The following is a 22656-nucleotide window of genomic DNA, read 5'->3' on the forward strand; positions in this document are numbered from 1 at the left end:
GGATCTTGTCGCTGTACTCCCGTAAGGAGGGGTGAGCTTCATGCTAAACCGCTCTGCAGAACTAGATGCCGCAGCCACAACCGCTCGACCAGACTCGGCCATCAGCCGCCATGATCGGTTGGTGTTGATGTTGTGGCGGTGCGGGTTGCGAGTTGTCGTAGCCGCCGAAGCGAGCCACCGGCGACCAATCGGGACTGACCGCTGGCAAGGCCGGAGCCAGAGAACGGAACTCTTCGTTTCCATAGACCACTTTGCCGCCGACAACTGTCAGCACACTTTCAAGTCCGCGGATCGCGTTCTCTTCGACTGAAAAGTAGTCGTCGCTCAGCACGGCCAGGTCGCCATAGTGACCAACGCTCAAGGTCCCCTTCTTGTCGTCGTCATGACTGAACCAGGCACTTCCCGCGGTGTAGAGTCGCAACGCTTCTTCACGCGACAGGCGATCACTTTCGTCATGCATGACCGTGCCGCCGACCGTTTTCGAGGTCACCATCCACCACAAGCATGTCCATGGATGGTAACTCGCCACACGAGTTCCGTCGGTCCCTGCGCCGACTGGCAGCCCCATCTGTAACATCTTGCGAAGCGGCGGCTTTCGTTTCACCGACTCGGTCCCGTAGCGGCGAATGTAGTACTCGCCTTGGTACGCCATCCGGTGCTGGATGGCGATCCCGCCTCCCATGGCCGCGATGCGTTCGAGGTTCTGATCGGAAACCGTTTCGGCATGATCGATGAACCAACGCAACTGATCGATCGGAGTGTCGCGATGGACACGTTCAAAGATGTCGAGAAAGCGTCCGATCGATTCGTCGTAGGTCGCATGGATTCGCCAAGGCCAATTCGATTCGGCCAGCGTACGAACGACCGCTTCCAGTTCGTGTTCCATCGTCGGGCGAAGATCAGGACGCGGCTGGAGGAAGTTCTCGAAGTCAGCGGCACTCCAAACAAGGTTCTCGCCGGCGCCGTTGACCTTCAGCAAGTCGCTGCCGGCACCTGGGCGAGTCATACCCAGCCAGCGACGATAGTCGTTCAGTTCTTCTCCCGGTTTCTGGGCAAACAGGCTATACGCAATCCGCAGCGTCAGATGCCCATCGTCATCCAGCTTTCTGACCACGGCGTAATCATCGGGATAGTTCTGCCCGCCACCGCCTGCGTCGGAAGCACTGGTCACGCCGAACCGATTGAGCTCGCGCATGTACTGCCGAGTAGAATTCAATTGGTCTTCGTACGAGAGCTTTGGGGCGTTGGCGATCGTCGAGTAAAGAATCAACGCGCTCGGCTCGGCAATCAGCAGCCCGGTCGGATTGCCTTGACGGTCGCGAGCGATCAAGCCGCCGGGTGGATTCGGCGTGGTTTTGTCGAAGCCAAGTGCTCGCAGGGCCGCCTTGTTGAGCATGGCCGAATCGTAAAGGTGCAGCACCAACACCGGAGTATCAGGGGCGGCCTGGTTGATCTCGTCGAGGGTCGGCATGCGACCTTCGGCGAATTGAAATTCGTTCCATCCACCGATGATGCGAACCCATTGAGGCGGCGGCGTGTTCTCGGCTTGGACTCGAAGTTGTTCGAGGGCCTGGGCAACGGTTGGCACGCCGTCCCAGCGAAGTTCCAGGTTGTAATACAAGCCGGCGCGAATGACGTGCAAGTGCGAGTCGTTCAGACCGGGAATGACTCGTCGCTGATTCAGGTCGATGACTTTGGTCTGAGAGTCTGCCAGTGGGAGGATCTCTGGATCGCTTCCCAACGCTGAGACTTTACCGTCGGAGATCGCCACGGCGGTCACTTCCGGCTGAGATGGATCGAGCGTCGTGATCTTACCGTGATGAAGAATCAGTTGCGGGGCCATGGTCCAATATCCCAATATGAGTAACTGGCGGATGCAGCCAGGGAGCAAAGAAACGAGTCAGTACCGGCATCACACCCCAAGCCAACGTGACCGTGACAAACATGGTTGTCACCGCGGTCGCGATCAGGCTGTGGAGGTTGACGAGAACTGGAGGGAGCACGTTGCCCCAGAACAGCACACTGGGAAAGACGCCCAGCCAGGTAATGATGGCCATCTTCCAGCGCGGCGGACTCTTCTTTGGATCACGGAAGAACATCTCGAGCCCGTCGATCTTGCGACGCGTCGCTTCTTCCACCACCATCGATTTGGTGCGTTCGTGAAAGTCGCGAAAACGCTGCGAGCGATAAAACGCATCGCAAGAGGCCTGATCTTCAAAGGAACGCAAGATACCGTACTCACAGCCAACCGAGCCTGGGACCGGCGCCAACAGAAGGACGCCTGCGGTGCCTGGTTCGTGAAGCGAGTCGCGAGCGAACTCTCGGAGGGCGGTTTCGTAATCCGCTTCTCGACCAGGACGGGCTTCGTGCGTGATGGCAACATGGACGCGGTTCATGCGTTTCCCTTTTCCGTGAATGCGAAGACAGTTTCGCCAACGCCTGGCCAGGGAAGTGCTTGGATCCCTGGCCACTGATAAGAAAGCTGGACTAGGCCAGAACTTTGCGGGCCGGCGAAGCTTTGTGGACCATGGTGTAAGCGTACTCGATCCCCACACCGTATGCTCCGCCATGTTCGCGGAAGATATCCATCAGGGCGTCGTAATGTTCGCGGTGGGCCCAGTCACGTTGGAACTCGAGAACGGTTGCGACCGAGGTCATGCGAACGGCACCTGCTTGAACCATGCGGGAAAGTGCCGCTTCGTGAGCCGCCAGCGAAGTTCCGGCCGAAGCGTCTTCGACCACATAAATGTTGTACCCTTCGGCCAGCATGTTCAACGTCGGCCAGGTAATGCAGACCTCGGTCCACAATCCGCTGAGGATAACGTTCTTCTTGCCGGTCGCCTTGATCGCTTCGCGGAACGCAGGCGTATCCCACGAGTTCATTCCGGTGCGTTCGATCGGCTGCTGGTTCGGGAAGATGTCGAGCAGTTGCGGCCACATCGGACCACTGAACGACTCGGTTTCGACCGTCGTCAGAATCGTCGGGACACCAAACTCTTTGGCACCCTTGGCCAGCATCAAGACATTGTTCATCAGCAGTTGACGGTCGATACCGCTGCTGACACCAAACGACATCTGCGGTTGGTGGTCGATGAAGACCAACACGCTGTTGTCTGCCGTGATCAGTCCGCCGTCGGTGTTTGCGAGAATGTTCGCCATGGTTCAAAATCCTTCAGTTTGAAAAGTGAGTTGCAACAGATATCTAGTTAAAAAAATTCAATTGAGAGACCGGAGGTCATTTTCGAGCACGAAACAACAGCTCGCTAAGCGAGTTCAGTTCCTTTTCTGTCAGGTCTTGGAATTGCGAATCGTGCAGTTGATTGATAGGAGCATCGAGCTCTTGGAGCGTCGATTGTCCCTTCTCGGTGAGCGAGACCCACACGACTCGGCGATCGTCTTCGCTGCGATTGCGATCGACGAGCCCGGCAGTCACCATGCGTTCGACTAGCCGAGAGATGTCCGTCTGCAGCGAGATCATCCGTTCCGCGATCTGATAGGTTTGCATCGGCTTTCCTTCGCCACGCAGAATGCGGAGGGCATTGTATTGCGGGTCGGTCAGGCCGTGCTCTTTGAGCAGTCGCGAAACCTGAGTTGAAAGCAGGGCATGCGTTCGCATCAGGTTCAGATAGGCTTCCTGGCGAGGGCAGTTGAACGAAGTTCGCTTGCCGATCTCGCTGGCCAATCCGTTTCGCGTGTTGTCTTGTTTGCTGCTCATGTGTGTATTTGTACGGTGTAACGTATTGTGTTGCAACAGATAAAAGTGCCAAATGATCAAAATGGCTCAAGAGAGGGGATTCGGCAGGTTCTAGCTAGGAACCACTTCTTGCTCAGGAATTCCTAGCGGACGATGCGTGCTGGCGAAGTCTTGAATCACCGGCTTCGGTCCGTCTGGGTAAAGCCATGGGCGGAACAGCTTCGTAAGAAACGGCATGATCACCCATGCCAGCGAAGCGACAACGGCCACGTTCACGATCGCACGGATCAGCAGGTCATGCATGAAGCCGATCATCGGCGGGATCGTCATCGAGAAGAGCAGGGCACTCGGAAAGACGCCCAGCCAGGTCACGACAAACATCTTCCAACGCGGTGGACTGGTCTTCGGATCGCGAAAGAAGCCTTCCAGCCCATCCAGCCGATGACGCTTGGCATCATCGGCCACCAACGGTCGCGTGCGACGATGGAACTCTCGGTAGCTTTCCGAGTGGTAGAAGGCATCGCACGATTCCTGGCTGTCGAACGTGCGAAGGATGCCATACTCTTTGCCGAGTGACCCAGGTACAGGGGCGAGGAGCAACACACCCGATACGCCTGGCTCGTCGAGCGACTTCTTGGCGAACTCGCGCAACGCTGCTTCGTATTCGACTTCTTTACCTGGCTTGGCCTGATGGGTGATGGCGATATGAAACTGGCCCATGGGTCCGACTTCTGGCTAGGAACTCAAAAACGACGAATCAAAAACGATTCCGAACTTTCCTGCAGCGTCCCGGGGGCAAGGGCTACTTGAAAATATGGACCATGAATCGATGGTCGCCAATTTTCAGCCGAGATCTCTTCCAGGAAAGCGGAAACAAGGTGCAAACAATACACCAATTACGTCCTGGCAGGTGGTCGATTCGAAGCCATCTGGCGAGGTTCATCCGATATTCATGCCATGTTATTGATAGCGTTCCAGCGACTTTCCCTTAGCCGCTTTCAACGGGGATGAATCGCGCGATGGACGCGCAGGACGCGGATTATCGATCTCGATCGCACAGAAAATTCATGCTGGTGGGATCGGCGACATCGCTGCTGGTTCTTGAGTGCGCGTGTGGAAGATTGCACTCGTAACGGTCAGACTGCCGGACGATCAGGCAGCCAGTCGTGGGAATGGGTCGCTGTGGTAACTTATTGTCCACCTTTGTCGCGTTCGTTGGCGTCGGCAAATGCGGGCCGATCTGCGGAAAGAGGTGAGTGTTTCACTCGTTAAAGCCGCGTAGACAAGGCGTCACTGGAAAAGTGGAATAACTTTTGGGATTCGCAGCAACCGAACCAGACCTGCGACGTTAATCAGGTCACCAGAAGGTGCAACTTGCTTGAGGAAACATGCTATGTGGCAGATCGCCGCGTCCGTCGGAAGTTATGAGAGTGGAGCGGTAAACCATGCCACCGATGTGAAAACGGTTCAGCGGATGCTGACCGATATTGCTCGAAAGCTGAACGTGCCGGCCTTCAACCCAGGCGGCGTCGACGGTTTGATTGCTCGGGTCGCTTCTCAGTCGAGTACCGTCAAGGCGATCACGCAGTTTCAGGTTCGCCGCGTCGGCCTGGCCCAGGCCGATCAACGCATCGACGTCGGCGGCAAGACCTGGAAGGCGATGATCGCCGTCGTCGGTGCCGCCGCGCCTCCACCACCGAGAGCGATTGCCGGAGCGATCACGTTGACCGTGCAGCACGGCAACAAGTTCCCGCAGAAGACCAAACGCCAGGGAAGCGTGGCACCAACGTATGGCGGCACTTACGAGTCGAGCTTTGTCTTGTCTGGCGGGATTATCGGGACCTTTCGCGGATCGATCTGGCCCGACGATATGACGATCAAAGGGCACGTGATCGACGGCACCTACCCGCTGCATATCGGCTTTCATAAAGGTGGCAACAAAGCGAAGCAAACCGCAGCCGACCTGGTAGTGAAAGAGCAGGGAGTTCGGCCAGGTCTGTTGGTGAATGCGCGAAGTTCGGTCCCGGTGAAAAGCGATAACCCGGGCAAGACGATCTCTTCCGGAATCAACGTGCACAATGGTTTCTATAGTGCTCGGTTCTCGGATGGTTGTCTGACGTTGCATCCCAACGACTGGCAAAGGTTCATGCAGATCTTCATCGATGGCTTTCCCGACATCAACGATTGGCACACGCTGGGTAACAACACCGGCAAACGGATCGGCCAACTGATCGTCAAACCGTAACGTAGGATGGCTCTTCGAGCGGACAGAAACGAGAAACAAAAAAGGTTGGCTGCGAAGTTCCTCGCGGCCAACCTTTTTCAATTGTGGCGATCCGTGTGATCTGACGTTTGAAGTTAAGGCTTCGTCGGATCAGACCACGGAGCGTCTTCCGATGTGTTCTCTGGCGTCGACCAGGGAGCATCCTCTTCGCTCTTTTCGGTCTTCGATTTTTCGCCGTCGACCCCGCCGGAAAGTTCGGGTGGCGGCTTCAATTCGCCTGGGATTAAACCGCGCGTAGTGATCTGGGTCGTACCGAGGCCGCGACGATAGTCTTTGTGAATCACGCGTGCCGGGATGTCGGCCCGCGAGAAGAAACTAACGCTGGGGACTTCCCACTTGTTGACGATATCTTGAATTGACGCGTCGCCAAAGATCGTGAAGCGATCGGGCAAACCCCCACCCATGCCGCTGCTCCAAAGCACTTCTGGACCACGTACCAATTTAAGTGAATACTCGTTGGGGGTGTACGTGACCGACTCGGTTCCTTGGGATCGGTTGAAGTGATCGACGATTTCGTAGGTGGCCGACTGGGTCTTACCCCGCTTCATATCGGCGTACATGACCACGGTTGGATTGTCGTTGTCGAGGATCCAATTGTTCTTCTCGATCTTCTCGACCAGGCTAAAATAAACGTCGCGATTCAAGTCGTCGCCGCAGCGAACTTCCAGACGGACATGCTCGCCTGGCTTGATGACTTCCAGGTCTTCCCGGTCGATGGCACCGAACACTTCGGCCACCTTCGGGCCAGGCAGTTTGACGTTACCAACGGCGAGACCTTCATTACGGTTGTTATCGCGAACCGAGGCACCATACACGAGGTGGTCGTTCACCACGTGCACCAGCGGACGTTCCCCGTTGCCATGTTTGGTGGTGTGCTCGAACTGGTAGCTCCAGACGACTACTCGCTGCGGAATACTGAACAGCAGCATCTCGCGATTCGTCTTCACCATCAGCTTGTCGGTCCCCAGCCAGAACATGCTGTCGACCCAGGCCCGGCCGATGTCGTCGGCGTGGTAATAGGTTGGCTCGCTGTTGGCGTCGGTCAGATCCCACACGGCCAGCTGGTTGCGATCGAGCACGGCGGCACGCTTGCCATCTTCGCTAATGGCGACTGCTTTGGCTCCGTTCGGTGCGGGAAGCGACGTCAGCATGACGCCGGTCGTTGGGTCGAATACGCGGATACTGCTTTGATCGGGCAGAAACGCATAACGCTTACCACCGCTGAACGACGGAAGCGAGTCACTTCGCGATTCCTGGCGAAGGCGATATGCGATCGATTTTTCGTCAACGTTCCAGGCAACATATTCTGACTTGTTCCAACGCTGCAGCACGATCTGGCCGTCAATAATTTTGGCCCAAGGATTGTCCCAGCTTCGTTCGTCGGGATAAGCCTCCCAACGGGCGACCGGTTTAACGATCTCGTCGGTGGGCAGCACTTCCCAGATCGCCAGAGCAATCTTCTTGTCGTTGTTGGCGTTGCCGCCGTCGACAAAGCTGTAGGTCAACAGGCGATGCGAAGGTGGATGATAGTCCAGCACGTACTCGTCGGGTGGCAGCTTCTGCTGGTTGATGATCTTGCGGTCGGCGATCGAAACCCAGAGCAGTCGCGTGAAAGGGTCGACTTTACTGTGCGACCAGCGCGGATGGCATTCACCCGAGGCGAGCACCAGCGATTCTGGTCCACCCACCGGAATGATCACGCCGAACTCTTCGCCATCGAAGCCATCGCCAATGCGACCGAAAGCGGTGCCCCCTTCTTTGAGTTGAAGGTAAGGTGGGATCGGATCTGGCAGCAGCGCGATGCGTCCACCGTTGGCCTGCAACGCCAAAGCGAAGCGAGCCCCTTCAACGTCGCCGTAGTTTTCCATCGGCAGGTTTTCAGGGGTCGGCGCGGCAGCGCCACCCAGTTCGCGGCGCATCCGTTCGATATAACTCTGGTCCGATTCGCTTAGCTTCGAGATCGGAACTTCCAACTCGGTCATATCTTCTTTGCGGATCTTCAGCGTATCGCCGTAAACGCCCAGCGGAGCGGCCATCACTTTGAACGAACCGGTGGCATCGGTCCAGTTGCGAGCCGGACCAATCGCACCATCTTCGTAAGCGAAACGAACCGCGCGCGGATTGTAGACTTCGCGTCGCAGGCTGCCAAACCTGGCTGTTTCGATCTGAAGCTCGCCTCGGCGATTGACGCCGGTGACGGTGCCGTTATTCCATTCTTTCCCGAAGTCGTCCCATACCTGGACGACATCCCCCACTTTGAATTTGCCAGCTTCTGCCAGACATGGGAGTCCTAGCAGGAGCAAGAGAGGGATAAGCAACCAGGCCCGTTTCCGATGTTCGAAAGTCATAAGGCTCACCATGCCCCAATCGCAAGAGATCGAGAGGATAAATAAATGAGACAAATCGTGGTGCTGATGAAGGATGTGGCGTGCGGGTTCACCACGCCGGATGGCCCCTCGCCCCAGCTCTATGTCGGAGCCGTTGGGGGGTAAGTTGCCAGCCGGAAGCATCTATTATGGCAAGCGAGATGGGCCGTGTCAGGTCGAATTCCGATGAATTGATGCAAGCGTCATCCCTTTTTCGCGCAATAAAAAAAGGACCTGGAATCCAGGTCCTTTTCGTTGTTCACACAAGCTTTTCAGGGCAGATGACTAGGTAGGCATCTGGCTGCTGAGACCACCGGCCGCTGGCACGTAGCACAGCTTGGTGTAGTCGGCGACCATGCGGTGTGCGCTGAATCGCCAGGCCAGGGTGCTGATGCTGTACATCATGCGTTTGATCCAGTCGCGTGGCAGACCATCGACGTCGCGGTCGTAGTACAGCGGAATGACTTCGTTTTCGAGCACCTTGTAAAGGTCCTCGGCGTCACGGGCATCCTGCTTGGCGGTATCGGTGTGGGTACGACCGGTACCGATGGCGAAGCCGTTACGGCCGTCGTAAGCTTCCGCCCACCAACCGTCGAGGATCGAGCAGTTCAAGCCGCCGTTGAGGACGACCTTTTGGCCCGAGGTACCCGAAGCTTCCAGAGGCTGACGTGGGTTGTTCAACCAAACGTCGACACCTTGAATCATGTGGCGGCAAACGTTGATGTCGTAGTCTTCAATGAAGACAATTTTGTCGCGGAACTGCGGATCGTGACGCAGGTTCTGGATCTTCTTGATCTTCGCCTTGCCTGGCTCGTCTTTCGGGTGAGCCTTACCAGCGAAGATGAACTGAACCGGACGCTTGGGATCGCTCATCATTTCGACAAGGCGATCGACGTCGGTCATGAACAAGTCGGCTCGTTTGTAAGTGGCGAAACGACGTGCGAACCCGATCGTCAGGACGTTCGGATCCAGCACGGTTCGTGCTCGTTCCACTGCATCATCGCTTTCACCTCGGCGACGACACTGGCGCGAGATACGACGACGAACGAACTGCAGCAGCAGGTTCTTCAGCGTGGCGTGGGTTTCCCACAGTTCGCCAGGATCGACTTCATGGATGAACTGCCAGGCATCTGGCTCGCCCATGTGGTGATACCAACCACTTGGGAAGTGGCGATCGTAAAGCTGTTGCATCTGCCAGGCGATCCACGATGGAATGTGAACGCCGTTGGTGATGTGCCCGATCGGAATTTCTTCTTCGACACGCCATGGCCAGAGGTGAGCCCACATGCTGCGGGAAACGTGTCCGTGCAGTTGGCTCACGGCGTTGGCACGACGCGAAGCCTTCAAGCCGAGCACCGTCATGCAGAACGTTTCGTGCTGATTGTTGGTGTCGACACGGCCCAAGCCCATCAACTGCTCGTGCGAGATGCTGATCGACTCTCGGAGGTGTCCGAGGTGTTCTTCGATCAGCCCGGCGTCGAAGCGGTCGTGACCGGCTGGAACCGGAGTGTGCGTGGTGAAGACCGTTCGCTTGGCAACTTCGCGAAGTGCGTCGTCGAAGCTCATGCCATCTTCGTGCATGTGATCTCGAACGGCTTCTAGCGTGGCGAATGCGCTGTGGCCTTCGTTCAGGTGATACACGCCAGGGGTGATGCCCAATGCCTTCAAAGCCTTGATACCACCAACGCCGAGCACCATTTCCTGACGGATACGGGTACGTTCGTCGCCACCATACAGACGGCTGGTCAGTTCGCGATCTTCCGGGCTGTTGCCATCGACATCGCAATCCAGCAGGAACAGTGGCACGCGACCGACGTTCATCTGCCAAACCTTGGCCAGCAGCTTGCCACCCTTCAGTTCGACGGTGACGGTGATCGGCTTGCCTTCAGGATCGACGGCATGCTTCATCGGAAGGTTCTCGACTTTGGTGTCTTGATACTCTTCCATCTGATAGCCTTCTTCGTTCAGGTGCTGCTTGAAGTAGCCCTGATCGTAGAAGAGGCCGATCGCCACCAGCGGCACGCCCAGGCCACTGGCACTCTTGATATGGTCGCCCGACAAAACGCCGAGACCGCCTGAGTAGATCTGAATCGATTCGTGGATACCGAATTCGGCCGAGAAGTAAGCGACCGGCTTCGATCCGAGCACGCCGGCATGGGTATCGGCCCATGGCGTGCTGCTGGACATGTATTCCTTCAACCGACGATAGGCGTGGTTGATACGGCTGTAGAGCACCATTTCGGCGACACGTGTTTCCAGCCGGTCTGGCGTAAATTCTCGTAGCAGAGCGATCGGGTTGTGGTCGAGTTGACGCCAACGGATCGGGTCGAGATCGCGGAACAAGTTGAAGACGTCGGGCTGCCAAGTCCACCACAAGTTGTTGGCCAATGCCATGCACTTCTCGTGCAACTTTTCAGCGGAGAGTTCGACAGGTGCCGTTACGTTTTCGTCTTCAGTTCTTGTCATTTCAGCCTGGCTCATCGCGGTCACCTAACGGGTATGAAAATACAAGGTCTTCAGGTTCGATGCACACTGGCAATGTAGCGAGTTGAAAACCAACACGCGACCCCTGCATGCGATTGCAAAGGAGTCTTTATCGGAGGAAATCGATGCCAGCATCCGAATTCCATCGTTCGTGATCCATCATTCTCTTCGCAGCTTGCCAGCTTGGCGTAGCTTACGGCGAGAGTCGATTCTGTGGGAAGGCCAACTTGAACAGGGAGCAGCCTTTACCATCCTCCTGATGCATTGCCAACGACGCGGTTCGCGTCGCACTAAGGGATTAACCAATAAGGCATTGCCAAGTCAAATCGAGACGGCATCGCTTAGGCTAAAACGATGCGTCCATGAGCGGAACAGCAGGGTACGAATTTGCGTGATAGAGTTGTGGGCCTGACGGATGCCTCTCAGGGACTAAGCGTTGGGCGGCGATCACCCACCAATGAACAGGAGTTTTATGCGTGCGTTAACCGACGACTTGGGCGTGATTTCTTTCCAGAAGCACCATCCTTAACGACGGCTAACTTGTTATTGTGGGGGCGATTGAAATGATGAAGTGAGCAATGATCGGGAAGAAACTTTCTCGAAGCAAACTGGGTGCCAAGCTGCCAGCATTGCTGTCTTAGCCGTGAACGAGGGGAACTATCAAATGTCGTCTAACGAAATCATCACACCCAATTCACCTAATCTTGAGGCACTTTGCGCGCAGCTACGTCAATTAGCCAATTTCCTGCCTACGGCCCATGACTGGCCCCACGAGCAGCTACAAATTTGTGCACGCATGGGTGTCTTCCGCTGGTTCGTCGCTCAAGAGGATGGCGGTCTCGGGTGGTCGCCCGAGGATGTTGTCCGCGGATACCTCGAGTTGTCGGCCGGCTGTCTCACGACAACCTTCGTCATTACGCAGCGAACAGGGGCGTGTCGGCGAATCGCCAGCAGCGAGAACAGCGGTCTCAAGCGGATGCTGCTGCCGGGGCTGCTTTCCGGTAAAACGTTCGCAACCGTGGGTATCTCGCACCTGACCACCAGTCGGCAGCATCTTGGTAAGCCCGCTTTACTGGCCAAGGAAGTCGATGGAGGCTTCGTGCTGGATGGTTTCAGCCCTTGGGTGACTGGTGCCAAGAAGGCGGACACTTTAGTCATCGGTGCCACGCTGGAAGATGGTCGGCAGTTGCTGATGGCGATTCCAGCGAAAGGGATTGGGATCAAATTGGGGGACCCGGCCGAGCTGGTTGGACTTTCTGCGAGCCAGACCGGACCGGTTCAGTTCGAACAAGTCTTCTGCCCGACCGAATGGGTCTTGGATGGACCGCGTGAAGACGTCATGAAAAAAGGAAAGGGTGCCAACACCGGGGGCCTGGAAACATCGACACTTGCCGTGGGGCTTTCTCTGGCAGCGTATCGTTTTCTGGCCGAGCAACGCGAGAAACGGGTCGAGTTCGCCGAACCCACCGAGCACTTCGAGGCAGAACTCGAGTCGCTGAAGAACGATTTGATTGCGGCCGCTTCTGGCGACGATCAATGCGACCCGCTTCAGATTCGATCGCGAGCGAACAGCCTTGTTCTGCGGATTACCCAAGCCGCCCTCAGCTCTGCCAAAGGGGCAGGCTACATGGCAAATCATCCCGTGGGACGGTGGTGCCGCGAAGCATTGTTCTTCCTGGTTTGGAGTTGCCCGAGCAACGTGCTGTCTGCGAATTTGTGCGAACTTGCTAGAATCGAGGAATGAGCGTTTACTCCTGAAGAGTCAGGACGAATCTGGCTCTAGCTTTCCCATCTCCCCCCAATCGTGACGCATCCATGGAAAAAGTTGAAATCACCTGGCACGATCACCACGTTTCCCGAGCCGATCGAGAAAAGCTGAACGGACATGGTGGCGGTGTGATTTGGTTTACTGGGCTGAGTGGTAGCGGCAAAAGTACCGTGGCCAACGCAGTCGATGGCAAGTTGAATGCGATGGGCATCCATACCTTTCTGCTGGATGGCGATAATGTACGGCATGGGTTGAACGCGAGCCCCGAGATCCTCGAGAAGAAATATCCGCCCCATCTGGCGAAACGCTTTGGCTTGGGGTTCGGCGCTGAAGATCGTTCCGAGAACATTCGCCGGATTGGCGAGGTTTCCAACTTGTTCTGCCAGGCTGGGGTATTGGTGCTGACCGCGTTTGTCAGTCCCTATCGCCTCGATCGCCTGCAAGTCCGTCGGATTGTCGAGGGGAGCGGAAGCAGTGGTGACTTCATCGAGGTCTACGTCGATACGCCGCTGGATGTCTGCGAGCAGCGAGATCCGAAGGGGCTTTATAAGAAGGCTCGCGCTGGCTTGTTGAAAGGGATGACTGGCATCGACGACCCGTACGAGAATCCGGTCAATCCAGAAGTGCATTTGCAGGGTGGTGATTTCACCGTCGCGAAGTTAGCTGATCAGGTCATTGCTCATTTGCGCCGAGTGGGGAAGATCCCGGCGGAATAGCTTGACCATTTCTTGCCCTAGTCCTACAACTAATGGGGTGGATCGCTGCCTTTGAGGAACTCAGCGCGACGGATTTGCTGCAGCGATCGATTCACGCTTCTCTCTTTTTTTCGCCTGCCCAGGGTATCCCTGCCCATGGAATGGTCGCATGAGGATTTACGGATGATCAGTTCCTCGATGAAAGATATACGCTCGCGCGTGGCCACGGCTCTGGCCGCAAGTTCAATCCCCCGCCTCCGCTTCATCGTTGTGGAACTTGAGGACAATACGGTTTGCTTACGGGGGGATGTGACTTCCTTCTATCAGAAGCAGATCGCGCAGGAAGTGGTCCGTTCCATCGATAGCGAAGTCGACGTGCGAAACGATCTGCGTGTCGACGAGCCAGCCAACTAAGCGGCCTGAGAACGATCGGTTTGCCAGTCTAGCTGACGCGTCGCCGCGTTCAGTACGTGATCGACTGCCAGGTCTCGCATGCAGCGATGGTGCTTCAAAGGGCACTCTCGCTTAGCGCAGGGGCTGCACTCGGCACCGGCTGAAAGAATCAATTCGTTCGGGTTGTAGTTCTCGGCCCATCGCGGATCGGTCGGACCGAAGATCGCCACTGAAGGAACATTGAACGCTGCTGCGAAATGGCGAGGGCCTGAATCGGTGGTGATCATCAGCGAGGCATGACGAATCACGGCCTTGCTTAAACCAATCGTGGGCGTGTGTGCGGCCAGGCTACGGACCGCCGGATGGTTCACTTCCCGTTCGATGGCCGCGACCGCTTCGCGTTCGCTGGGGCCACAAATCATCAGCACGGCATTTCTTTTGTCGGCAACCAGACGCTTGGCAAGCTGTTGATAATATTCCACCGGCCAATGTTTCGCTCCGCCGTACGCGCCGCCAGTATTGAAGACGATCACTCGTCGATCGAAGAAGTGGAAGTCTCGCCAAATCTTGCGAGCGGTCGAATCATCTTGCGGCGTGGTGCCGAGTTCGCAGTTTCGCGATCGAACTTCATAGCCAGCTAGTTCTGCGAGCGCGACGTAGTAATCGACCGCGGAAATAGGGACGCGTTTACCATCGACGGCCGGCGGAAGAAGGCTATGCGTCAGCAAAGGACCTCGGCCGTAGCGGCGGTAACCGACACGTTCTTTCGCGCCACCCAGCCAGGCAAGACCGGCCGAGCTCAGCGAGTTGGGTAGCAAAATAGCCTGATCGAAACGTTGCTGTCGAAACCGCTTTACAACGCTCCAGAAGCGTTGCTTCGGATCGTCCGCCTTCTTGGCCCACAGGATGGTATCGTCGAGGAAGTCCGTGCCTTCCAATACCTTGGCCACGTAGGGACGCATGATCCCGACCAGGCGATCGCCACGTGTCAGGCCTTGGCGAATGGCACGCAGCGTGGGCGTAGCCATGACGACGTCGCCAATCCAGTTGGGAAGAACGACTGCGATATTTCGGATACCAGGCATGAGCTGTCCTTAGGCGGCCGTGCGACGAATGGGTTCGTTCGCGGCAACCTTTTGAATGATGTCGGTCGTCGAAAAACCACCAACAATATCGACCAGACGAATCTCACCACCGTACTGCTGCAAGATGTCGTAGCCTGGGATTTCTTCCGGGATATAGTGGCCACCTTTGACCAGCACGTCAGGGCGAACCGCTTTGATTAAGTCGTACGGCGTGTCTTCGCCAAAGACGACCACGTAGTCGACGCATGACAACGCGGCCAGCATCGCCGAGCGTTCGGTTTCGCTGATGATTGGCCGGGTCGGACCTTTCAGCTTCGAGACGCTGTCGTCGCTATTCAAGCCAACGACCAGCACTTCGCCCATCTTCGAGGCTTCGGTCAGGTTCGTCACGTGGCCAAAGTGAAGCAGGTCGAAGCAACCATTGGTGAAGACGATCTTCTCGCCGCGGCGACGATGCTCTTCGGCAATCGCGGCGATTTGAGCATGCGTAACAATCTTCTTTTGGCCTGGCAGCAGGTCGGTGCGAAGTTCGGCTTCGATCTCGGCCAGCGGAATTACCGCGACGCCTGATTTTTCAACTTCGAGTCCAGCGGCCACGTTCGACAAGCGAACCGAGTTCTCGCGATCGAGGCCACTGCCAATGCAGGCCCCCAGCATCGCCAGGACCATGTCGCCGGCACCGGTGATGTCGTACACGCTGCGGGCTTGGGTCGGGAAGTGGCATGAACTGCCATCGCGATTGACCAATGCCATGCCGTCGCGATCGAGCGTAACGATCACGTCTTGCAGATCGAGTTGTTGGCAAAGCTGGCTACCAGCGGCAGCGGCATCCGGAACGGTCTTCAGCGAAACGCCGGTCGCCAGTTCGGTCTCGATGCGGTTCGCTTTTAGCAGTGTGGCCCCGCGATAGCGTTCGTAGTCGTGCCCACGCATTGGATCGACCAGCGTAGGAATGTTGTGTTCGTTGGCGAGGGCAATCACCTTCTGCAGAAGCTTGGGTGTGCAGACCCCCTTGGCATAGTCGGAAATCAGAATGACGTCGAAGTCTTCGATCTGATTTTCGATGCCGGAATAGATCTTCTCGACCAGCCAATCGCCGATGGCTTCGGTCTTTTCGTGGTCGACACGCAAGATCTGGCTCGGATGACGCGAGCCGGCTCGGCCGACGAATCGTTCTTTGAGCGTGGTGGGCCGCGAAGCATCGCAGGCAATTAAACGGGTATCGATGCCCGACTTCTGGGCGAGCTCGATCATCTGGGTGCCTGATTCGTCACGTCCATGCACGCCAGCGGCGACCACATGACAGTCGAGGCCACGCAGCATATTGCAGACGTTGGCCGCGCCACCCAGACGCAGTTCCTGATCGTCGGCATGCAGAACGATGACCGGCGATTCCTGGCTGATTCGTTGGGCGTTGCCGTAGGTATAGCGGTCCAGGATCATATCCCCCAGGACCAGAACCTTGGCGGGACGCATCGATTTGAACGCTTGCAAGAGCGGGGGGAGGCTCACGGCTCGTCTTCCTTGACGCGGCATTTTGTTCGTAAATCGCCGGGCAAATCCCATCCTTGGGGTGCCGGGGCAGAGACCATCGGGCCTCTGTTATATCGAGAATTGATAGCGGGGCAAATAGAGAACCGGCTACGAGGCGGACGAAGTGCTAGCGTTCAAAATCGCTTCGACCTGCTGAATCACCTGTCGGCAACTGATTACTGCCATTTTGAAGTTGGTGTGGTCCGAGATCTCTGGCTGGATTTCCTCGAACAGTTCGCCAGCTTTGCGAAGCTTGCTGAACTTCTTCTTGGCCTGTTTTAAATAGGCTGTCGTATCGCCGGCTTGGGCCGCGGGGCCAAGGGCCAGCATATAGTCGTACAGCGTTCGGGCGACTTCTTGCAGTTCGTCGTCCTCTTCCGTTTCTTCGGCATGTTTCAGAAACGTGCGCACCATCCACAGATGGGCCATCTGCAAGTCGATGGCCTCCATCTGGGATTGCGGGCTGAGTACCGAATCGGTCATCGGGAGCTATTTCCTGAGATGGCCTACTTGGTTTCCGAGTGATCTTCGGCGGCTGGCGGCGTATTGCCAGGCTCGGCCGACTTGACTGCCTTCGCGGCATGATCGGTCTTCACCGGTGGAGCTCCCTTCGGAGCGAAAACCAGCACGGTAACCGCACCGGCGACCACCAGGATGATCCCGGCATAGAAGATCGGGCTGGCTTGGGCCCACAGGTTCTTCGTGGCCAGCGAAATGATGGTGGTGACGATCGGTGCGAAGCCAAACACCAACGGCATCACAATCCATGGCTTACCACCATTGGTCAGTGCCAGGATGATGCCGAACGCACCGAAGGTCCCTGCGGTGCCGGCGGCGAAGCTCCACGAGAAACCAGTGAAGGTCCAATCGGTGGTGAACTTGCCTTGAGCGAGCAAAAACGCACTCGGCAAAATCACAGCGATCACCAGGTAAGCCAGGCCGACGCAGATCAGTGGCTTAATGCGATCGTTACCCAGGTGATGTTGCCCTTCATGCAGCACTGGGCCATAGCTACCCCAAGACAACGCCGTGAGCGCGATACCAGCGATAATGAGTAGGAAGTGCGACATGGAAAGGTAATCTCCAGGGTTGGTCCGAGGGGGAGCGTCAAAATACTTGTTAGAACGACTTTTCGCCATTCTAACGAGGCAAACGGTTGTTGGCGAGATGTTGATGGGCCTGGGAAGCGGAATCAGCTTCCTCGTAGGGCGGGGACGATATCGCCCTTCAGGGCAGATCGCACGGCCAGGTTACTGCTGAGGATTCCCACAATCAAAATCGTTCCCAGCATGCCCCCCAGGGAAACGATCGGCACCGAGGCATCGCCAAACAGCATGTGCGGCACGACCGTGACCAGGGCCGAGATTACCCCGGTCAACAAGCCGCCCAGCAGCAAGACCATTGTCTCGCGCATGACCAGCGATTGAAGTCGACCGCCCGCGAAACCGGCGGCCCGCAACAGAGCCAGTTCCGAGCGACGTTCCAGGATCGTTCGCAGTTGAACAGCAGCCAGCCCGAACGTTCCCAATAAAAGGCCGAGGGCTCCCAGACTTTGGAAGGTGGACAGGTAGGTATTTTGAACCGCCAGCAAACTGGTGAGTTGCTGTTCGGCAGAAACCGTATCGAAGCCTTGGTCTGCCAGACGCGTTTCCAACGTCTGCGCGACCTCGGTTTGCTTCCCTTCCGGTGTGCGAATCAGGAACATCTCGTAACCACTGACATCGGGGTAGCGGTCCAGGAAGTTGGCTTCGCTGACCAGCAGGTTGCCTTGGAAGATACTGTTGGAAAGCAGCCCGGCAACGATGTATTTCGTTTCCCGGCCGTCGTCGTCAGTGGTGGTGAACTGCTCGCCGACGCCACTGTATAAGTGCAAGGCATACATCGCCGTGTTCTTATCGAGCACGACCGGAATCGGAGTATCTTCGGCGTCGGCAACTTGATCGAGCACGTGCCACGGGTTCTTTCGTTCCGTTTCATCCGTCGCTGCCGAGCCTGCCCACTCGAATGACGTGACGTCGGCCTGATCGTAGTAGTCGACCATCCCCGGGGTAACGCCCAGGACACGGGGACTATTGGATTGATAAAGGTTCAAGCAGCTTGCGTCGTCGCCTGGTTGAACCCGCAGCGAAAGCACCGTCGAGCCAGCGAGGACCGCTTCTTCTTTCTCGCTGAAGCCCGTGTCGATGCGACCTTCGACAGTATTGAGATTGTGATAAAGGGGCTGCGAACTTTCGGCGATCAGGTTCATGCCGCCAGCACCGCGATCGGTGGGGGCGAGTCGAAAGGCACCGATCGCAACGATCAAGAACGCTGCCGAGCCAATCAACCCAACGGTCAATGTGCTGCGGCCAGGGTTTCGGGCGGCATTGCTCAGCGAGAGTTGCCCCAGTGAAAAGCTAATGGAGTTGCCTGAGCCAAGTCCGCCTCGCAGGGCGTGCCATAGCAGCATCAAGCAAGCAGTCAAAACCATGGCACCTGAACCGAAGAATGCACCGGCTTGGGCTTCGCCACCAAGACCCGTCGCGAGAACCGACAGGCCCACAGCACCGAAGGCCGCGGCGATTCCGGCCCAAAGTGCCCAGCGACTTCGCTTGCCGTAGGTTTGCTGCGTATCAGTGGTCGAGCCTTGCAACAGTCCTCGAATTGAAAGCTTCTTCAGCCCACGCATCCCCATATAAATGGTCAGCAGGCAGACGAGTGTTCCGCTCACCAGGCCGATGATCAAGCTCGTTGGGTTATCGAGATGCAGTTCGAGGAATGGCGTGACGACGGCGCCCAGCCACCAGGTTCGTAGTCCGACCAGCATCAGCCAGGCATAGCCAATGCCAATCAGAACCCCAGCGACACTGCCAGCCAGCGAAACCAAACCAGCCTCTCGCATGAGCATCCCCTGGGTAACTTTGCGATTCAAACCGATCGCCTGAAGCAAACCGATTTGTCGGCTCCGTTGTTCCAGACCGAGGCGAAAGAGCAGCGAGACGAGCATCAGCGCCGAGGCAATAATGAACATCGAGAAGCCCATGAACAGCACATTGAATGGTGTCGTTCCGCTGGCTGCTCGGAGGGCGTCGGCGCGAACGGTCAGCACACGGAACCCGAGTTCGTCTCGCTTCGGTGCCAGGGCTGCTTCGACCTTTGCCTGCAGATCGGCTTCTTCGTACTTGCTGCCTGGGAAGCGGATCGCTGTGACTTCGCCAAAGCGGCTGCCCCACAGCTTTTGTCCGGTTGCCAGCGGCATAAACAGCTTCGGAGTCGTGCGATAGTTGTCCCAATAGTCTTCGTCTTCGCGGCCGATGCGTGAGTTATCGTACGGAAACGGAGGATCCCAGTCGTCGATCGAATCTTGATCGGTAATCCCTTCGACCACTGGCGTGTAGTCGGGATCGTTGGCCGTGGTCGGGGTCTGGTCGAAGACCGGCGGACGACGGCGTCGGAATGGCTGGGTTGGCTCGGTTAGCGGCGTGATCGCGGCGAGGCGAAACGTATGGCCGGTTTCTTTGGCAACGCCATGCGAGCTTTCTGGCTCGAAGTATTGCAGGTAGATCGTGTCGCCTACCTTCGCATCCAGGCGACTAGCAGCCCACGAGTTCAACACGACTTCGTCTTCGCCAACTTGAGCGATCGGCTTGCCATCCTGGTCGAGCAGTGGGTAGGCAAGTTTGCTAAAGTCGAGAGCCGTAACCGTGGAGTAAGGAATCGAGCCTGGATCGGTTTCGCTCGGGAGGTCTCCCTTGCCAATCGATGTGGCGAGGTAGGTCAGTGTCGTTTCGGCTTGATTGGGGAACGCTTCCTGCAAAGTCTGCGAGGCGGTCTTGCCGAAGATCATGCGGCTGCTGGTGAGTTGCCAGTAGTCGTAGATCGTTTCTTCGTCGCCGTCGGCCGGCTTGAACTGCTGCTCGACCTGGGCGAGTTCAAAGTTGTAATCGGCGAGCGATAGTTCCAGTTTGGAAAGATCGACCGTGATCTTGTCAGGATGGCTAATCAGCACGGCGTTGACGCGATCGTCTTGCTGCAAAGCAGACTGCAATGCTTCTCGCGATGCGAACGCATTCATTGGCAACTGCTGCGTAGGGTGCATCCCGAAACGACCGAGACCTTCGGCCGGAATCACCGCTTTGACGGTCAGGCGAGGAAGGCTTTGCGTTTCAGCAGTCTTGCGGCCCAGGGGACTGTCGGCAGGAACATCGTTGCCGCCAGGCAAACGCAGCGTGACCAGGTCGCCTGCTTGAACCATCAGTTCGTCGGCGAGTGGTTGGTTGAGGATGATCTCGTCGCGAGCCAGCGGGATCGGCTTCCAGCCAGGGACCTCGCCCAGTTGCCAGAACGCTTCATCGATCCCCAGCACGGCAAGGTTTCCAGCGACCTTGGTGGGATCGCCAGGTTTAGGGGCAACCGTTTGCAATGTGCCTTGCATCAAAACAATCGGCACCGCGGTGGTGCTGGCGTTTTCGGCGGTGATTTGCTGAGCGATCTCCGGGCGGAAGAAGCGGTCGGCCAGCAAGATTTCATGAATCGATCCGAGGCGAGACAACGCCAGATCGCGAAGGCTGCCACGAACCGAATCGCCAATAATCAGCGCACCAGTCAGCACCGCAGTCGCGGCGGCCACGCCCAAAAGCACGGCCAGATTGGTTTGCCAGAATTGCCAGGTACTGCGAACAACCAGACGCCAACGATTCATCGGAAAGGCCTCTCTTGGCGTTAGGAGGGTTGGACGGAACTTTGCGACTGCAACTTTCCGTCGTCGAGCATGTATTGCCGCTGGAAGATCGTGGCGAGTTCCTGGCTGTGGGTGACCACCAGCAGGATCGAGCCTTCTTCCTTCTGCAGTTCCAGCAGCAAGTTGCCAATCGATTCGGCGTTGGTTTTATCGAGGTTACCGGTCGGTTCGTCCGCCAGCAGCAGCTTGGGTTGGTGGATCAAGCTGCGAGCGACCGCGACGCGTTGGCGTTCACCGCCGGAGAGTTCCGCCGAGCGATGTTCGATGCGTTGACTGAGACCGACGCGTTCGATCAGCATCTTGGCACGTTCGATCTGCTGCGGCGAAGCGCTTCCTTCGGCCAGCGTGGGAACGAGGACATTCTCGAGCACGGTCAACTGCGGCAGCAGATGATGATCCTGAAAGATGAAGCCGATGTTCTCGCTGCGAAAGCGGGCCAGGGCAGTCTCGTTAAGGGCGAACGGATCTTGCCCGTCGAGGGTTACCTTGCCGGACGAAGGTGCTTCGAGGGTGCCAATGCAGTAGAGCAGGGTGCTCTTGCCACAGCCGCTGGGGCCGAGGATTGCGGCACTTTCACCCGAGGAAAGCGAGAGCGAGATGTCTTGCAGCACCTTAAGCGATTCGGCCCGGGTCGGGTACTCCTTCGCCAGGTGCTCGATTACGAGGTCCGCCATGATCGATTAATCCAAGGTGAAGTGACTAGGTACGTGCAGCAGTGCGAGGCTGCCCAAACCATAGAAGGTGTATTCGACGTCTGCAACCTCGTCCCAGGCCGCTCCGAAGAAGCCGCCGTTGTCTTGTTCCAGACTGCGAACGTACGTGAGGGCGTCGTTCTGATCGATCTCGTCGAGGCCTTCCAGGTCGGTCAGAGTCAGCATCCCGGTGAAGGTGCTCAGCACGTCGGCAATCGGAATCCGCGTGTTGGCTCGCAAGCCTCCTTCGTCGTTCTGCATATCGACCAGGAAGTCGAGCGTGCCGTCGATGATTTCTTCGGTCAGGCTATCGAGGATGCGCAGAGCTCCGATCGCGGCGGCGGTCGGATTGGTGCCGGCGCGTTTGCTCGCTCGGATCTCGCGGAAGCCACCTTCGTCCGATTCTTGCGACAGCAGAAACGTGACCATCGACTCGGGCTGTTGAATCGGTTGCTGAATCAGTTGCAGGCAGAGCAGCACCAGAAACGTATGGTAGGTGCTGCTGGCCATCCCTTCGGGGCCTTTGGCATAGCCACCATCGTCGCGGCGAAGCGCGTTGAGCGTATCGGCCACGCTACGTCGCCAGTCGGCGGAGGCATCGGCAAAGATATCGATACCGGCGGCCGTTTCCAGCAGCTTGGCACTGTAAATGAGCGACATGAAGTCGACGACCGATTCATGGCCGGCCAGGCGTGTCTTCAGGAACGCGGCGGCACGTTCGGCGACGCTTCCATGCAGTTCGCCCAGGATCGCGAGGCTTCGCAGGCCGAAGCTGGTGTAGTAAAGGTCGCTCGCTCCTTCTCGGCCAGCGAATCCGCCATCGGGCTGCTGCTTGCCAAGTAAGAAACGGCTATGCCGAGTGCGAGTCGCTTCGTCCACTTCGCCCAGGCCGGCGGCCAGTCGCAGAGTGAGTTGTTCGTGGTAGGAAAACATGCGGTCAGT

The 22656-nt window shown here is 57.3% G+C and carries 18 protein-coding genes; 4 read left to right on the forward strand and 14 right to left on the reverse strand.

Features of this window, described 5'->3' with window-relative positions:
* Positions 1–61: 61 nt before the first annotated feature.
* The 5 genes from AB1L30_RS07655 to AB1L30_RS07675 form a co-directional block, all read right to left on the reverse strand.
* Positions 62–1843: an amidohydrolase gene (locus AB1L30_RS07655; protein WP_367012835.1), complete on the reverse strand. Its 1782-nt coding sequence runs from the start codon at positions 1841–1843 to the stop codon at positions 62–64.
* A complete protein-coding gene (locus AB1L30_RS07660; RefSeq protein WP_367012836.1) occupies positions 1812–2396 on the reverse strand; it encodes an antibiotic biosynthesis monooxygenase in 585 nt (194 codons plus the stop codon). The genes AB1L30_RS07655 and AB1L30_RS07660 overlap by 32 nt, the downstream gene beginning before the upstream one ends.
* A gap of 91 nt (positions 2397–2487) precedes the next feature.
* Positions 2488–3159 (reverse strand): hydrolase, encoded by a 672-nt coding sequence (locus tag AB1L30_RS07665; protein WP_367012837.1) that lies wholly within the window; start codon positions 3157–3159, stop codon positions 2488–2490.
* Between the two features lie 76 nt (positions 3160–3235).
* Entirely contained in the window at positions 3236–3715 is a 480-nt protein-coding gene (locus tag AB1L30_RS07670) for a MarR family transcriptional regulator (protein WP_367012838.1), read from the reverse strand.
* Positions 3716–3805: 90 nt separating this feature from the next.
* Positions 3806–4414 carry an antibiotic biosynthesis monooxygenase gene (locus tag AB1L30_RS07675; protein ID WP_367012839.1) on the reverse strand — a complete coding sequence of 203 codons (609 nt, stop codon included), beginning with the start codon at positions 4412–4414 and terminating at the stop codon, positions 3806–3808.
* Positions 4415–5087: 673 nt separating this feature from the next.
* Here AB1L30_RS07675 and AB1L30_RS07680 point away from each other — a divergent pair.
* Positions 5088–5939 (forward strand): hypothetical protein, encoded by an 852-nt coding sequence (locus tag AB1L30_RS07680; RefSeq protein ID WP_367012840.1) that lies wholly within the window; start codon positions 5088–5090, stop codon positions 5937–5939.
* A 113-nt stretch (positions 5940–6052) separates the two neighbouring features.
* Here AB1L30_RS07680 and AB1L30_RS07685 read toward each other — a convergent pair whose 3' ends face one another.
* Together AB1L30_RS07685 and glgP are read right to left on the reverse strand one after the other, a co-directional pair.
* Positions 6053–8326: an SHD1 domain-containing protein gene (locus AB1L30_RS07685; protein WP_367012841.1), complete on the reverse strand. Its 2274-nt coding sequence runs from the start codon at positions 8324–8326 to the stop codon at positions 6053–6055.
* A 303-nt stretch (positions 8327–8629) separates the two neighbouring features.
* Positions 8630–10810 carry an alpha-glucan family phosphorylase gene (glgP, locus tag AB1L30_RS07690; RefSeq protein ID WP_367012842.1) on the reverse strand — a complete coding sequence of 727 codons (2181 nt, stop codon included), beginning with the start codon at positions 10808–10810 and terminating at the stop codon, positions 8630–8632.
* A gap of 682 nt (positions 10811–11492) precedes the next feature.
* Here glgP and AB1L30_RS07695 point away from each other — a divergent pair.
* The 3 genes from AB1L30_RS07695 (at position 11493) to AB1L30_RS07705 (ending at position 13705) form a co-directional block, all read left to right on the forward strand.
* A complete protein-coding gene (locus tag AB1L30_RS07695) occupies positions 11493–12572 on the forward strand; it encodes an acyl-CoA dehydrogenase family protein (protein ID WP_367012843.1) in 1080 nt (359 codons plus the stop codon).
* Between the two features lie 71 nt (positions 12573–12643).
* On the forward strand, positions 12644–13312 hold the full coding sequence (gene cysC / locus AB1L30_RS07700) for an adenylyl-sulfate kinase (protein ID WP_367012844.1): 669 nt from the start codon (positions 12644–12646) through the stop codon (positions 13310–13312).
* A 162-nt stretch (positions 13313–13474) separates the two neighbouring features.
* Positions 13475–13705, forward strand: a complete 231-nt coding sequence (locus tag AB1L30_RS07705) for a BON domain-containing protein (RefSeq protein WP_367012845.1) — start codon at positions 13475–13477, stop codon at positions 13703–13705.
* Here the strand turns inward: AB1L30_RS07705 and waaF are convergent.
* From waaF to AB1L30_RS07740, 7 genes are all read right to left on the reverse strand, one after another.
* Entirely contained in the window at positions 13702–14769 is a 1068-nt protein-coding gene (gene waaF, locus AB1L30_RS07710; RefSeq protein ID WP_367012846.1) for a lipopolysaccharide heptosyltransferase II, read from the reverse strand. The genes AB1L30_RS07705 and waaF overlap by 4 nt on opposite strands.
* Positions 14770–14778: 9 nt before the next feature.
* Positions 14779–16281, reverse strand: a complete 1503-nt coding sequence (gene rfaE2 / locus AB1L30_RS07715; protein WP_367012847.1) for a D-glycero-beta-D-manno-heptose 1-phosphate adenylyltransferase — start codon at positions 16279–16281, stop codon at positions 14779–14781.
* A gap of 129 nt (positions 16282–16410) precedes the next feature.
* Entirely contained in the window at positions 16411–16785 is a 375-nt protein-coding gene (locus AB1L30_RS07720; RefSeq protein WP_367012848.1) for an amidohydrolase, read from the reverse strand.
* A 23-nt stretch (positions 16786–16808) separates the two neighbouring features.
* A complete protein-coding gene (locus AB1L30_RS07725; RefSeq protein ID WP_367012849.1) occupies positions 16809–17372 on the reverse strand; it encodes a hypothetical protein in 564 nt (187 codons plus the stop codon).
* 122 nt (positions 17373–17494) lie between these two features.
* A complete protein-coding gene (locus AB1L30_RS07730) occupies positions 17495–20983 on the reverse strand; it encodes an FtsX-like permease family protein (protein ID WP_367012850.1) in 3489 nt (1162 codons plus the stop codon).
* A gap of 20 nt (positions 20984–21003) precedes the next feature.
* Positions 21004–21696 (reverse strand): ABC transporter ATP-binding protein, encoded by a 693-nt coding sequence (locus AB1L30_RS07735; protein WP_367012851.1) that lies wholly within the window; start codon positions 21694–21696, stop codon positions 21004–21006.
* Between the two features lie 6 nt (positions 21697–21702).
* A complete protein-coding gene (locus tag AB1L30_RS07740) occupies positions 21703–22647 on the reverse strand; it encodes a prenyltransferase/squalene oxidase repeat-containing protein (protein ID WP_367012852.1) in 945 nt (314 codons plus the stop codon).
* Between the last annotated feature and the right edge of the window lie 9 nt (positions 22648–22656).

This window comes from Bremerella sp. JC817 (assembly GCF_040718835.1).
GTDB lineage: Bacteria > Planctomycetota > Planctomycetia > Pirellulales > Pirellulaceae > Bremerella.